Genomic DNA, 14,390 nt, shown 5'->3' on the forward strand with positions numbered 1-14,390 from the left:
TAACTTGTCGGCGAGCCCATCGGCAGGGGCGAATCCGAAGGATCGTTGATACATGCGAGTTGACGGGCGCGACATCCCCGTTTCCGGCAGCCTGCTGCAGCCACTGACCCGACGGACCAACGACATCCTGCGACTCGTCCTGGCCTCGCTCTTTTTGGCGCTCGTGATCACGGGTTCGTTGGTCACCCGCCCGCAGTGGATCGCGCTGGAGAAATCCGTCTCGCAGATCGTCGGCGTCCTGTCCCCCACCCAATCCGACGTGGTGTACCTGGCGTACGGGCTGGCGATCGTGGCCCTACCGTTCATGATCCTCATCGGCCTGATCGTCGCCGGGCAGTGGAAACTGCTGGGCGCTTACGCGACCGCGGGGCTGAGCGCGATCGTGCTCTTGTCGATTAGCGGCACCGGCCTGGCGGCGCCCCGGTGGCACTTCGACGTCCACGACCGGCTGAGCACGCTGCCGGCACAGCTGCTAGACGACCCGCGGTGGATCGGGATGCTGGCGGCGGTGCTGACGGTGTCGGGGCCCTGGCTGCCGGCGCGCTGGCGGCACTGGTGGTGGACGCTGCTGTGGGCCTTCGTCCCGATCCACCTGGTGATCAGCGCCGTCGTTCCGGCGCGATCGCTGGTGGGACTGGCGGTCGGGTGGGTGGTCGGCGCGCTGGTGGTGCTGGTGGTCGGCACCCCCGCGCTCGAGGTGCCGCTGGACGCCGCGGTGCGCGCGATGGCCAAAGCCGGCTTCGTCGTCTCGCGGCTCACTGTGGTCCGGCCGGCCGGGCGTGGCCCGCTCATTCTTTCGGCCGACGGCGACGACGATTCCGGCCGGACCGCGCTGGTCGAGCTGTACGGCCCGCACCAGCGCAGCGGCGGTGCGCTACGCCAGCTGTGGGGGAAGCTGAAGCTGCGCGACACCGAAACCGCTCCCCTGGTGACGTCGATGCGCCGCGCGGTGGAGCATCGCGCGTTGATGGCGATCGCCATCGGTGACGCCGGCCTGGCCAACACCGCGACGGTCGCCCTCGCCCCGTTGGACCGGGGATGGATGCTGCACTCGCACAAGCCCGCTCGGGGCACGCCCATCGACCGCTGCGCGGCGACGACGCCCGTCGTCCGGCTGTGGGATGCGCTGCGGATCCTCAACGACCGCCAGATCGCCCACGGCGATCTGCGCAGCCAGCACATCACCGTCGACGACGGCGCGGTGTTGTTCGGCAGCTTCGGCAGCGCCGAGTACGGCGCGACCGATGCCCAGCTGCAGTCGGATATCGCGCAGCTGCTGGTGACGGCGTCGGCGCTGTATGACCCGAAGTCCGCGGTGCGCGCCGCGATCGAGGTGTTCGGCGCGGACACCATTTTGTCGGCGTCCCGCCGGCTCACCAAAGTCGCTGTGCCGCGGTTCATTCGGCGGTCGGTGCCGGACGCCGGCACGGTCATCTCCGCCGCACGCGCGGAGGTGAAGCGCCAAACCGGCGCCGATCAGATCAAGCCGCAAACCATCACCCGCTTCACCCGCAGCCAGATGATCCAGCTGGTGCTATTCGGCGCGCTGGTCTATGTCGCGTATCCCTTCATCAGCACGGCACCGACGTTCTTCTCGGAGCTGAAGACGGCGAACTGGTCGTGGGCGCTGGTGGGCCTGCTGGTGTCGGCACTCACCTACGTCGGTGCGGCCGCGGCGCTGTGGGCCTGCGCCGACGGCATGGTGAACTTCTGGACGCTGTCAATCGCCCAGGTGGCCAACACTTTTGCCGCGACCACCACGCCCGCCGGGGTCGGCGGGCTGGCGCTGTCGACGCGGTTTCTGCAGAAGAGCGGCCTGTCGGCCATGCGGGCGACCGCGGCGGTGGCGCTGCAGCAGTCGGTGCAGGTGATCGCCCATATCGCGCTGCTGGTCGTGTTCAGCGCCGCCGCCGGCGCCTCGATGAATCTCTCCCATTTCGTGCCGAGCGCGACCCTGCTGTACCTGATCGCGGGTGTGGCGCTGGGCATCATCGGGACGTTCTTGTTCGTGCCCACGCTGCGGCGGTGGCTGTCCACCGAGGTGCGCCCGAAGCTGAACGAGGTGGTCGGCGACCTGGTGAAGCTCGCCCGCGAGCCGCGGCGACTGGCGCTGATCCTGCTGGGCTGCGCGGGCACCACCCTCGGCGCGGCGCTCGCGCTGTGGGCCAGCATCGAAGCCTTCGGCGGGGGAACGACATTCGTCGCCGTCACGGTCGTCACGATGGTCGGTGGGACGCTGGCCTCGGCCGCCCCGACCCCCGGCGGCGTCGGTGCCGTCGAGGCGGCGCTGATCGGTGGCCTGGCCGCCTTCGGGGTGCCGGCGGCGATCGGTGTGCCGTCGGTGCTGCTGTACCGGATGCTGACCTGCTGGCTGCCGGTGTTCGTCGGGTGGCCGGTGATGCGCTGGTTGACCACCAACGAGATGATCTGAGGAATCCCGGTCAGGAGTTGCCGGATTCGGCCTGCGTGACCACCAGAACCGTTGACCTGCGCGCGCTTTCGCTGGCCGTGGTGGTCAAGTACACCAGGTGGTAGTCCTCGGGAACCGACTGCGCCACCGTGATCGGGACGGAAACCGCGGCCGATCCGCCGTTGCCGAAGCGGCCGGGCGTGGGCGCCACGGTGATCCCGGCGTCGGTGGACGTGCCGGAAACCGTGTAGCCGTCGGGGACGTCGCGGCCGTCGATCATCCGTTGCGCGTCGAGGGTGACCGTGCCCGTGCGCCCCGGCGCGATCGTCACGACGGGTTGAGCGACGTTGACGGTCAACGCCGAGCTGCCCGCCCCGAACGACGGCGGCGCGTCCGCTTCGGATGTGCCCCAACGCTTGTCGGGATAGGCGGCGAGCGAGAACGTCAGCGTGCCGCCGGTGGTGATGATCGTCTCCGGCAGTGACGTGTGCTCGGTGGGCCGGCCGTCGACCTTCAGGCCGCTGATGTATTTGAGGTGGTGCGGCCCCGACGCGCCCGGCGCGGAGATCCGGAGGAATTTGCCTGCGGGCAGCGCGATTTCGATTCGGTCGAACAGCGGCGCGCCCACGGTGAGGATCGGCGTGCCCGGGGTGGCCGGGTACACGCCCAGCGCCGCCCACACGTACCAGGCGGCCAGCGCGCCCAGGTCGTCGTTGCCCGGCTCCCCGTCGGCGGTCGGCGCGAACAGTCCACGCACCCGGTCGACCGTGCGCTGGGTCTTCCACGGTTGCCCGATGTAGTTGTACAGCCATGGCACACCGAAACTCGGCTCGTTGCCCGCCCACAGGTAGGGCTGGTTGGGGCCGACGTTGAGCTTCTCGGTGAACCGATCGAGCCGGTCGGCCACGGCCGCGCGGCCGCCCAGGGCGGTCACCAGGCCCGCGACGTTGTGCGGCACCGACCAGACGTACTGCTCGGCGTTGCCCTCGTCGTACCCGACCTGGCCGAAGTTCTCCGGGGACACCACGACCGCGGGGCCGGGGCGGAAGAACCCGCTCCAGCTGCGGGGCACCACGGATCGGGTGGTGGGATTGAACAGGTTCTGCCAGTACTGCGACCGATTCTGGAATTCGGCGGCGGTCGCGGCGTCCCCGAGCGAGTCGGCGAATCGGGAGATGGCGAAGTCGTCGACCGACCACTCCAACGTGATCGAGGCGTCGGCGATCCAGCCGTTACGGCCGAATACCAGGGTGAACGGCGCATAACCGAACCGCAGGTAGGTCTCGATGCCCGGCCGCTCCACGTAACCGGCCAGCCCCGCCCCGCCCTTGGTCGCCCCGTCCACCATGTAGCGCAACGCGGCACGGACGTCGAAGTCCTTGGCCCCGAACGTGTTCAGGCTGACGATGAACGGCACCACGCTGTCCCCGGTCATCTCGCCGGTCGCGGCGTTGGCGAACGCCCAGCGCGGCAGCGAACCACTCTGCTGGGCGTCGTTGACCAGCGATTGCGCCATGTCGCTGGCCCGGTCCGGAAAGAGCATCGCCTGCAACGCCGCCAGGCACCGGTAGGTGTCCCAGTCGGAGAAATTGGCGTACTGGGTGTGGCCCGCGGCCACGGTGTGGATAGCGCCGTCGAACCCGACGTAGCGCCCGTCGGCGTCGTTGAACATGTTGGGGTGCAACAGGGATCGGTACAGGGAGGTGTAGAAGGTGGTCAGATCGTCGACATTCCGGCCGGCCACCGAGATGCGGGAAAGCGCGGCGTTCCATTCCCGCGAGGCGGCGGCGCGCACGTCGTCGAAGCCGGCGGCGTCCTCGGCCGCCAGGTTGGCCCGCGCGCCCTCGATGCCGACGTAGGAGATGGCGGTGCGCACCTCGAGCGTCGTGCCGGCCGGGAATTCGACGTAGCCGCCGCTGTACGGCGCGTTCGCGCTGCGGGCACCGGCGTAGACCGTGGCGCCGTCCCAGGATCCGAAGGAGGTGAAGGGCCGGCTGAATTTCATGGCGAAATACACCGTGTAGGCGTTCGGCTTGTCGCAGAACCCCCCGCTGGTGGCCCAGCCGGTGATGGTGGTGTTGTCCTCCCCGATCTGGATGGTCGCGCGGGAGTTTCCCGCCAACGACGAGCCCGAGCGGACCTGCAACAGGGCGGGGCGGCCGTTGCGCGGGTAGCTGAATCGCCCGACGCCCGTGTGCGCGGTGGCGGTCAGTTCGGCCCTCACGCCGGTGTCGGGAAACCGCACGGCGTAGTAGCCGGGCACGCCCTGCTCGGTGTCGTCGTGGGCGATCGTCTCCCAGGCGTTCCAGGGTTGCGGGCCGACGCCGCCGGTGGCCGGAAGCATCGAGATGTCGCCGAACGCAGCGCATCCCACCGACGCGTGGGTCATGCTGAACCCGGTCGAGCGCGGGTTGTCGTAGTTGTATCCGGCGTAGTTGCCGACGGTGTCCGGCGAGTACTGCACCATCCCGAACGGCACGGTGGCGCCGGGAAAGTTGTTGATCTCGCCGACCGTCTCGCCGCCCGTGCCGGTGCCGATGAGCGTCGCGACGTGGTCGACCGGATTGGCCACGAAGACGGGCGGGCCGTCATACCCCTTCGGCGGGGCGGCGGCGATGAAGGTCATGAAGACGGCCGACGCCGCGATGACCGCAATCAGCGCCCTTCGTGACCGCATAGAAGTCTCTTACTCCGATACGACCGCGCAGCGGCGCATTGCGGTGGCGTTTCCCCTATGAATTGACTGACGAGCGGCCGGCGCGGCACAGGCAGCAAAATGTCTAAAAGATAGCGGCAAACTTGCGGCACATTTCGGCTACTGTCATCCAGCGTGGCTGGCGCTGGTATCGGCCCAATTCTCGGGAAAGCCTGGATAAATGAAACACTTGCCTCTAGCAATCATCTCCTTGGCGCTGAGTTTTGCGCTTGTCGGTTGCGGCCACGACCGCAAGTCTGCTGACAAAACGACTACGTCCACGTCGGCGTCGACGTCCACTTCCTCGGGGACCTCGTCGCAGACCAGCGCGGCGCCGGCGGCGAAAGCCCACTACACGATCGCCGACTACGTCAAGGACAACAACATCTCGCAGACGCCCGTCCACCACGGCGATCCCGGTCCGAACGTCGACCTGCCGGTGCCCCCAGGCTGGCAACTCACCCAGGACTCCGGCACCTCCTACGGCGGCATCGTGCAAAGCCAGCCCGCCAATCCCTCCGATCCGCCCACCATCGCGACGCTGTTCTCCAAGCTCACCGGCAACGTCGACCCGGCGAAGGTCCTTCAATACGCCCCGGGCGAGGTGCAGAATCTGCCCGGATACCAAGGCCAGGGTGGTGCTGGTTCCGCGTCCACGCTCGGCGGTTTCCAGGCCTGGCAGCTGGGCGGTACCTACCAAAAGGACGGCAACACCCGCGTCAGGGCGCAGAAAACGGTGGTGATCCCCGCGCAGGGGGCGGTCTATGTGCTCCTGCTCAAAGCCGATGGACTTCAGAGCGATCAAGCCTCGTTGATCGACGCCGCCATGGTCATCGACGAAAAGACCACCATCACCGGCTGAGAAGTAGTGCGGCGCCGCAGGGATCTACGGTAAACGCATGGCAGAGCAGTCATATGCGGTCGATGCCGGGCATCCGCCGTCGGCGTTATTGCGTCTCGTCAACCCGGTGATGGGGCTTTTGCTGCGCAGCCCCCTTGCCGGCGCCGCGCGCAAGCAATTCATGGTGTTGAGTTTCACCGGGCGCAAGACCGGGCGTCCGTACTCAATTCCGTTGAGCGCGCACCTGATTGACGGTCAGCTCTACGCGCTGACCGGCGCGCCGTGGAAGCAGAACTTCCGCGACGGCGGCCCCGTCGATGTGGTGTACGACGGCACGACGACGGCGATGCGCGGCGAGCTCATCCGCGACCGGGCCGCGGTCTCCGATCTCTTGCTGCGCGCCGCCGAGTCGTATGGCGTGGCGCGGGCGCAGCGCATGATCGGGCTGAAGTTCCGCGATCGCCGCATTCCGACCCGCGACGAGTTCGCCGAGGCGGTCGACCGGCTCCACCTGGGGGCCGTCCGGCTGAGTCCGGTCGGCTAGCCGCTCAGCCGGCGGGGTGGTCGGGCGCCCGCAGGTGCGCGGCACGCAGGCACCGGTCGAAGCGCGAACGCGCGGTGATGACTTCCTTGCCCAGCGCCGTGAAGTCGTCGGCGATGCGTTGGGCCAGCACCCCGAGCTTCGTATTTTTCGATTGGGACAGCGTTTTGAGCATGGTGAAGGCGGCGTCCTCGTCGATACCGTAGATCAGCATCAGCATCCCCTTGGTGCGGTCGATGACGCCGCGGCGCCCGACGATCTCGGCGACCTTGGCGCTGATGGAATCCTCCCGGTTGCGCGCGGGCGGCGGCGTGACTTCGATGTAGAAGCCGTGGGTCCCGACGACCTCGTCGTTGTCGTCGCAGAACCGGTCGCCCACCACGATGACGTGGTGGATGAGCCCGCGGGTGTCCACAATGCGATGCCGCACGCTGAACGCCTGACGGCGCCTGATCATGTCGTTGATCCCGTCGATCACCTGGGGCCGGTCCGCCGGGTGTTTGTGCGACAGCACCAGCTCGGTCGTGGGGGTCACGGTGCCGGGCTCGTAACCGTGCATGCGCTGGACCTGGTCGGACCATACCCAGCGGTGGCCCTCGAAGTAGAAGCGGAACCAGCCGGCCCGCTGCGGAACGGCGCCGGCCAAACCGCGCTCGATCGCCGCGGCCTGGCGGTCTAATTCCCAAGCCACGGTGGGTTTTTCGCGTCGACGGCAAGCGGACCGGTAACAGCGTGCATGGGCGATCTCGAATGGATCGCCGACCCCCGGGCGGGAAATCCGGAACTGCACATGCAGGAGTGAGATACCCCCATGGCCGTGAGATTACAGTTTCTGACCGGTGGTCACTGCGGAAATCAAGAAATTGCCGGGCGAGTAAGTTTTCGGCGCGCTCACTGGCACGAACCCGCGCCGGCGGCCGCCCGGGTCCGGGTGACGACGGGTTGTTCGAAGCCGGCGTCGACCACGGCGCGCCGCACCGCCTCAGCGACCGCCCCCGCGCGCGCGATCGGCACCAGCGCGATCACGCAGCCACCGAATCCGCCGCCGGTCATCCGGGCCCCCAGCGCGCCCGCGCGCACCGCTGCCGCCGCGATCAGGTCGATGCGTTCGGTGGTGATGTCGAAGTCCTCACGCATGGAGGCGTGCGAGGCGGTGAAGATCCGCCCGGCCTCGGCGTAGTTCCCATCGCCCAGTGCCGCAACGCAATCGATGACCCGCTGGTTCTCGCTCAGCACGTGGCGGGCGCGACGGGCATCGACCGGGTCCCGCACGGCGCCCAGGTCGGCGGGCCCGCGATCGCCGACCTCGCGCAGCGACGACGCCCCGAGGTCGGCGGCGGCGCGCTCGCACGACTGGCGCCGCGCCGCGTAGTCACCGCCGGCATGGCTGTGGCGCTCCCGGGAGTCGATCAGCAGCAGGGCGACGCCGGCGGCGTCGGGGTCGAAAGCCACCGGCGAGACGGCGAGGTCGGCGAAGTCGATCAGCACCGCCGTCGCCGGCCGGCCGAACAGCGAGGCGAGCTGGTCGAGCAAACCCGTTGGGGCGCCCACGTACTCGTTTTCGGCGCGCTGGGCGAGCCGGGCCTGGTGCTTGCGGTCGATGCGCACGCCCGCGGCCGAGGCGATCGCCCCCAGCGCCGCGCATTCCAAGGCCGCCGAGGAGGACAGGCCCGAGCCCATTTCCACGTCGCTGGTGATCGACATCGTGCCGCCGGGCACCGGGTAATCCGCCTGGCGCAGCACCCAGATCACCCCGGCCACGTAGGCCGCCCAACCGGTCACCTCCCCCGGGGCGGTGCCGAGCGCAATGCGCACCGGGGCGTCCGCGCGCTCACTGGTCACGGTGATCGCGTCGCCGGGGCCGGGCTTGAACGTCGCCACCGTGCGCTGCGGCAAGGCGATCGGCAGCGAGAAACCCAGGTTGTAGTCGGTGTGCTCGCCGATCAGGTTGATCCGTCCCGGCGCGCCGTAGCGCACCGTCACTGCAGTTCCCGTAACCGCTGCGCCACGCTTTCGGGGGTGACGTCACCGATGAAGGCGTCCATCGCCGATTCGGAGGCCGCCAGGTACTTGAGCTTGGTCGCGCTGCGGCGGATGGACATCAGTTCGACGTGGAAGTACCCGTCCGCCTGGACCCCGGCCCCGGAATACTGGTGCAGCGCCGAAATGTAGGGCAGCGGCGTGGAATACATGCGGTCGAAGCGCCGCAGCACGTCAAGGTAGATGGCCACGAACCCGTCCAGCTCGTCCTCGTCGAGGCCGATCACGTTGGGCACGAACCGGTTCGGGTAGATGTGCACCTCGACCGGCCAGCGCGCGGCGAAGGGCACGAACGCGGTGAACACCTCGTTGCGCGCGACGATGCGGCCCCCATCGGTGACCTCGCGGGCCAGCAGATCACCGAACAGGTTGCCGCCGTGCGTGTTTCGATGCGCCCGCGCCTGCTCCAGCATGGCGACCGTCCGCGGCGTCAGGTAGGGATAGCCGTAGATCTGGCCGTGCGGATGGGTGAGGGTGACCCCGATCTCCTCACCGCGGTTCTCGAAGCAGAACACCTGCTCGACGCCCGGCGCGGCCATCAGGTCGGCCGTGCGGTGGCGCCACGCATCGACCACCAGCCGCGCGTGCGCCGGCGTCAACGCCGCGAAGGAGCCGGTGTGATCGGCCGAAAAGCAGATCACCTCGCAGCGCCCGGGCGCCGGGGTCGACACGAAGCCGTCGGCGTCGCCGGGATCGGGAAGCGGCGTCGCGGCGCCCGACAGGCTGGGAAAGCGGTTCTCGAACACGACGACGTCGTAGTCGGGCGCGGGCACCTCGCTGGTCAGCCCGGTCGGGCCCGGGCACAGGGGGCACGCGTCGGGCGGCGGCTTGTAGGTGCGGTCCTGGCGCAGCGCCGCGACGATCACCCACTGCCCGGTCGTCCGGTCGAACCGCAACTGCGACTGTTCGGCCGTACGCGGCGGCAGGGGCCGGCGGTCCTCGACCGGCGCCGGACGATGCCCGGGCAGCGAGAAGAACAGCAGGTCACGGCCGTCAGCCAGCTTCGCTCGCGTCGGCTCAGTCACGATGTCGAAGACTAGCTTGGTCGCCGGCACCCGGTTCGGGTAACCATGGGGGTACGCGATAGAGAGGCGGTCACCGGAATAACTGTCCTGTACGAACGCGCCCGCAACTGGGTGATCGGCTCCGATCCGGGCTTGCTTCGGCTGCGGATGGCGACTCGGACAACGGCCGCGCTGGGCCTTTCGCTGCTGGTCCTTTTCGTCCTCACCAGGGCGACGGGACAACCCCTGACCGTCGCGCTGCTGGGCGTCGTCATCACCATGGTCGCGTCGCGGTCAGTCAACGAGCCCGACCCGCGCCAGCAACGAATCACCATGGCGCTCTTGCCCGTTCCCGCCGCGCTGGCCATCACCGCCGCCGCGCTGCTGGCCCCGCACGTGGTGGCCAGCGATGCCGTCTTCGTGCTGATCGTGTTCACCGCGGCCTACATCCGCCGCTTCGGGGCGCGCGGCAGGGCGCTGGGGATGGTCGCGTTCATGTCGTACTTCTTCACGCTGTACCTGCGGGCCCGCGTCTCGGAGCTGCCCTGGATGATCGGGGCGGTCGCGGTGGGCACGGTGTGCACGTACGTGATGACCGCCTACGTGCTGCCCGACCGCCCCGAGCGGGTGCTGCGCGCCACCATCCGGGCGCTGCGGGCGCGGATGGCGATCGTCATCGACACCACCGCCGAAGCGGTGCGGACGGGCCGCCTCGACGAACGGCGGCGCCGCCGCATGCGGGCGCGCACCACGCGGCTCAACGAGACCGCCCTGCTGGTGCAGAGCCAGATCGAGGACAAAGCCGATCCCGGCGCGCTGTGGCCCGGCGTCACCGCCGAACAGCTGGCCCCCTGGCTGCTGGACGCCGAGTTGGCCATCGAATGGGTCGCCACCGCCGGTCGGCGGGCCGCCGCCGTGGCGGGTGAGGCCCCGGAATCCATCCCGATCGGCACGCGGGTCCCGCTCGTCGACGCGCTCTCGCAGCTGGCCCGCGCGATCCGCCTGCCCGAACCCGAGGGGCTGCGGCGGGCGGCCGCCCGCGCGCAACGGCTGCTGGACGAGCTGCCCGAGGCTGGAGCCGCGGCCGAGGACGACCCGGGCGCCACCGCGGTCCGCCGCCTCGCCCTGGCGATCATCAACGCCGCGGGGGCGACGTCCGACGTGCGGGCGATCGTCGATCGGATGGCCGCCGGCGCCCCCCTTGACGAAACCGGCGGCGAGCGGCCGGCGGCCGACGAGCGCGCCGCGCCGGAGGGGGCCGCCGACGAGGCACGCCCCGGCGGGCTGCTGCCGACCACCCGGCAAGCCATCCAGGTCTGTATCGCCGCCTCGCTGGCCATCGTCACCGGGGAGCTGGTCTCGCCGGACCGGTGGTATTGGGCGGTGATCGCCGCGTTCGTGATCTTCGCCGGCACCAACTCGTGGGGCGAAACCCTGACCAAGGGCTGGCAACGCCTGCTCGGCACCCTGCTCGGCGTGCCCGCCGGCGTGCTGGTGGCCACGCTGCTGACCGGCCACGAAATTGGCGCTCTCGCCGGCATTTTCGTGTGTCTGTTCTGCGCCTTCTATTTCATGACGGTCACCTACAGCCTGATGACCTTCTGGATCACCACGATGCTGGCGCTGCTGTACGGCCTGCTCGGCCAGTTCTCCTTCGGCGTGCTCATGCTGCGGATCGAAGAGACCGCGATCGGCGCCGTCATCGGGGCGACGGTGGCCGTCGTCGTGTTGCCGACGAACACCAGAACCGCGATCCGCGCCGACACCCGCACCTTCCTGACGAGCCTGTCGGCGCTGATCGAGGTGTGCGCCGCCACCATGTGCGGAGAGGGCGGCGCCAGCCCGTCCGAGCAGGCGCGTCAGGTCGATCGGGATCTGCAGCAGTTCCGGGTCACCGCCAAGCCGCTGTTGGCGGGCGTCGCCGGACTCGCGGGGCGGCGCAGCATCCGCCGCGCCCTGGGCATCTTCACCGCGTGCGACCAATACGGCCGCAGCCTGGCACGCAGCAGCGAGCAGTATCGGGACCCCGTCGGGTCACCGCCGCCGGCCCCGAAACTGGCGCAGGCGTTTTCGGCGGCCGCCGCCCAGACGCGACGCAACATCGAGGCGTTGCAGGAGGCCATCGAGGGGGGTCACGCACCGACCCTGGTCTCGGCGGCCGACGACCTCGACGCCGCGGAAACCCTGGCGCGACAACAGGACGGCGACGGCCACGGCGCCGAGCCGCGGCCCGAGACCCGGCGGTACCTCACCGCGGTGCACGCCCTTCGCCAGATCGAGCGGGCCGTCATCACCGCCGCCACCAACCTCGGTGGACGCGAACGCGTGCGGACGGCCGAGCCCGCGTCACGCTGAGGCGCTTTGCTACCGATCGCGCGCGGCCGCGGCTACCATCGTGCTGACCGCCGCGGTCCGTAGCCACAGCCGAGGAGAAATCCCATGGCCACACCGAACCTCCCGCCGGGCTTTGATTTCACCGATCCCGACATCTACGCGCACCGGCTGCCGGTGCGGGAGTTCGCCGAACTGCGCGCCACCGAACCGGTCTGGTGGAACGAGCAGGCGCCGGATAAGGGCGGGTTCGGCGACGGCGGCTACTGGGCGGTGACCAAGCATCGCGACATCCGCGACGTCTCGCTGCGCAGCGACGTGTTCTCGTCGGCCGCCAAGTCGATCGTGCCGCGTTACCGGGAAGACTTGGCGGCCGGGCAGATTGAGGCGGGCCGGGCGTCGATGATCATGATGGACGACCCCGAGCACAGCCGGTTGCGCAGGATCGTGTCGCGGGCCTTTACACCGCGCGCGGTCGAGCGGCTGCGCGCCGAACTGTCCGAGCGGGCCCGGTGCATCGTCACCGAGGCCGCGGCGGCGGGGTCGGGCGACTTCGTCCGCCAGGTGGCCTGCGAGTTGCCGCTGCAGGCCATCTCCGCGCTGCTCGGGGTTCCGCATGAGGACTACGACAAGCTGTTCGACTGGACCAACAACATGATCGGCAGCGACGATCCGGAATTCGCCGGCAACGACGCGCTGACCTCGGCCGGCGAATTGATGTGGTACGCCATGCAATTGGCGGCGCGCAAGGCCGAAGAACCTGGCGACGATATCGTCACCACCCTGATTCAGGCCGATGCCGACGGCCAGCGCCTGTCGGAGGCCGAGTTCGGCATGTTCGTGGTCACGCTGGCCGTCGCGGGAAACGAGACCACGCGCAACTCGATCACGCAGGGAATGATGGCCTTCACCGACTATCCGGTCCAGTGGGAGCTGTTCAAGGCGCGGCGACCCAAGACCGCGGCCGACGAGATAATCCGTTGGGCCACACCGATCACCGCGTTTCAGCGCACCGCGCGCGAGGACACCGAACTCGGCGGTGTGGCCATCAGAGAAGGTCAGCGGGTGGTGCTGTTCTATCGCTCGGCCAACTTCGACGAAGAGGTCTTCGACGACCCGTTCACCTTCGACATCCTGCGCAGCCCCAACCCGCACCTCGGTTTCGGCGGCACCGGGGCGCACTACTGCATCGGCGCCAACCTGGCCCGCATGACGATCGATGTGATGTTCAACGCGCTGGCCGACCGGCTGCCCGACCTGGCCCCGCTGGGAAATCCGGAGCGCCTGCGGTCGTCGTTCATCAACGGCATCAAGCACTGGCCCGTCGATTACCGAGGCGGCCACCCGGTCGCCTCATGAGGATCGCCATCAGCGGTGCCGGCGTGGCCGGGGCGGCGCTCGCCCACTGGCTGCATCGGACCGGCCACACGCCGACGCTGATCGAGCAGGCGCCGCACCTGCGCACCGGCGGCTACATGATCGACTTCTGGGGCGTGGGCTACCAGGTGGCCAAGCGGATGGGCATCGAAGGGCCGATCCGCGCCGCCGGATACGAGATGGAACGGCTCCGCTCGGTCGGCCCTCGCGGCGAGATCAAGGCGGACGTGGACGTCGACGTCTTTCGCCGCCTGCTCGGCGCCGACTTCACCAGCCTGCCGCGCGGCGATCTGGCCGCGGCGATCTACGCCACCATCGAGGACGAGGTCGAAACGGTCTTCGGCGACAGCATCTCGTTCGTCGACGAGCGCGACGACGGGGTCCGACTCGGGTTCGAGCGCGGCGGCGCGCGCGATTTCGACCTGCTGATCGGCGCCGACGGGCTGCACTCCAACGTGCGCCGCCTGGTCTTCGGGCCCGAACGAGAATTCGAGCGCTATCTGGGCTGCAAGGTGGCGGCCTGCGTGGTCGACCGTTACCGGCCGCGCGACGAGCTGGCCTACGTCACCTATGCCGAACCCGGCCGCCAATTGGCGCGTTTCGCGCTGCGCGGCGACCGCACCACGTTCCTGTTCATCTTCCGCGCCGACCACGACGGCACCGACACACCGCCGAAAGACCAGCTGCGCAACACCTTTGCCGACTGCGGCTGGGAAGCCCACGACATGCTGGCCGCGCTCGACGACGTTGACGACCTCTACTTCGACGTCGTCAGCCAGATCCACATGAACCGCTGGTCGCGGGGGCGCGTGCTGCTCATCGGGGATGCGGCCGGCTGCATTTCGCTGCTCGGCGGTGAGGGCACCGGCCTGGCGATCGCCGAGGCCTACGTGCTGGCCGGCGAACTCGGGCGCGCCGGGGGCGACCATCGCCGCGCGTTCGACGCCTACGAGATGCGGCTGCGTCCCTTCATCGAGGGCAAGCAGGCCGGCGCGGCGCGGTTCATCGGGTTCTTCGCCACCCGGACCCGATTCGGGCTGTGCTTCCGCGACCTGGCGCTGCGCACCATGAATTTCGCCCCGATGACACGGCTTCTCGCGCGCGACGTGCGCGACGACTTCGAGCTGCCCGACTACGGCATCTAGCCACCG

The 14,390-nt window shown here is 69.4% G+C and carries 10 protein-coding genes; 6 read left to right on the forward strand and 4 right to left on the reverse strand.

Annotated features, from left to right (window positions below; all coding sequences use genetic code 11):
• The first annotated feature begins 52 nt into the window (after positions 1–52).
• Positions 53–2,431 carry a lysylphosphatidylglycerol synthase transmembrane domain-containing protein gene (locus OCU_RS46460; protein WP_014381163.1) on the forward strand — a complete coding sequence of 793 codons (2,379 nt, stop codon included), beginning with the start codon at positions 53–55 and terminating at the stop codon, positions 2,429–2,431.
• 10 nt (positions 2,432–2,441) lie between these two features.
• Here the strand turns inward: OCU_RS46460 and OCU_RS46465 are convergent, their stop codons facing one another.
• Positions 2,442–5,087, reverse strand: a complete 2,646-nt coding sequence (locus OCU_RS46465; protein ID WP_014381164.1) for a GH92 family glycosyl hydrolase — start codon at positions 5,085–5,087, stop codon at positions 2,442–2,444.
• Between the two features lie 199 nt (positions 5,088–5,286).
• On the opposite strand from OCU_RS46465, the gene lpqN reads away from it, so the two are divergent.
• Entirely contained in the window at positions 5,287–5,967 is a 681-nt protein-coding gene (gene lpqN / locus OCU_RS46470; RefSeq protein WP_041787106.1) for an envelope biogenesis lipoprotein LpqN, read from the forward strand.
• A gap of 37 nt (positions 5,968–6,004) precedes the next feature.
• On the forward strand, positions 6,005–6,490 hold the full coding sequence (locus OCU_RS46475) for a hypothetical protein (RefSeq protein WP_014381166.1): 486 nt from the start codon (positions 6,005–6,007) through the stop codon (positions 6,488–6,490).
• Positions 6,491–6,494: 4 nt separating this feature from the next.
• On the opposite strand, the gene OCU_RS46480 is transcribed toward OCU_RS46475, so the two are convergent.
• The 3 genes from OCU_RS46480 to galT form a co-directional block, all read right to left on the reverse strand.
• Positions 6,495–7,178 (reverse strand): PAS and ANTAR domain-containing protein, encoded by a 684-nt coding sequence (locus OCU_RS46480; protein WP_014381167.1) that lies wholly within the window; start codon positions 7,176–7,178, stop codon positions 6,495–6,497.
• A gap of 200 nt (positions 7,179–7,378) precedes the next feature.
• A complete protein-coding gene (locus tag OCU_RS46485; RefSeq protein WP_014381168.1) occupies positions 7,379–8,470 on the reverse strand; it encodes a galactokinase in 1,092 nt (363 codons plus the stop codon).
• A complete protein-coding gene (gene galT, locus OCU_RS46490) occupies positions 8,467–9,582 on the reverse strand; it encodes a galactose-1-phosphate uridylyltransferase (RefSeq protein ID WP_014381169.1) in 1,116 nt (371 codons plus the stop codon). The genes OCU_RS46485 and galT overlap by 4 nt, the downstream gene beginning before the upstream one ends.
• A gap of 81 nt (positions 9,583–9,663) precedes the next feature.
• Here galT and OCU_RS46495 point away from each other — a divergent pair, with 81 nt between their 5' ends.
• The 3 genes from OCU_RS46495 to OCU_RS46505 all read left to right on the forward strand — a co-directional run bounded on the left by OCU_RS46495 (position 9,664) and on the right by OCU_RS46505 (position 14,384).
• Positions 9,664–11,886, forward strand: coding sequence for an FUSC family protein (locus tag OCU_RS46495; RefSeq protein WP_008260987.1), 2,223 nt, complete (start codon positions 9,664–9,666; stop codon positions 11,884–11,886).
• 84 nt (positions 11,887–11,970) lie between these two features.
• A complete protein-coding gene (locus tag OCU_RS46500) occupies positions 11,971–13,221 on the forward strand; it encodes a cytochrome P450 (RefSeq protein ID WP_014381171.1) in 1,251 nt (416 codons plus the stop codon).
• Positions 13,218–14,384 carry an FAD-binding domain gene (locus OCU_RS46505; RefSeq protein ID WP_014381172.1) on the forward strand — a complete coding sequence of 389 codons (1,167 nt, stop codon included), beginning with the start codon at positions 13,218–13,220 and terminating at the stop codon, positions 14,382–14,384. The genes OCU_RS46500 and OCU_RS46505 overlap by 4 nt, the downstream gene beginning before the upstream one ends.
• Positions 14,385–14,390 lie beyond the last annotated feature (6 nt).

It is taken from the genome of Mycobacterium intracellulare ATCC 13950 (genome assembly GCF_000277125.1).
Taxonomy (GTDB): Bacteria; Actinomycetota; Actinomycetes; order Mycobacteriales; family Mycobacteriaceae; genus Mycobacterium; species Mycobacterium intracellulare.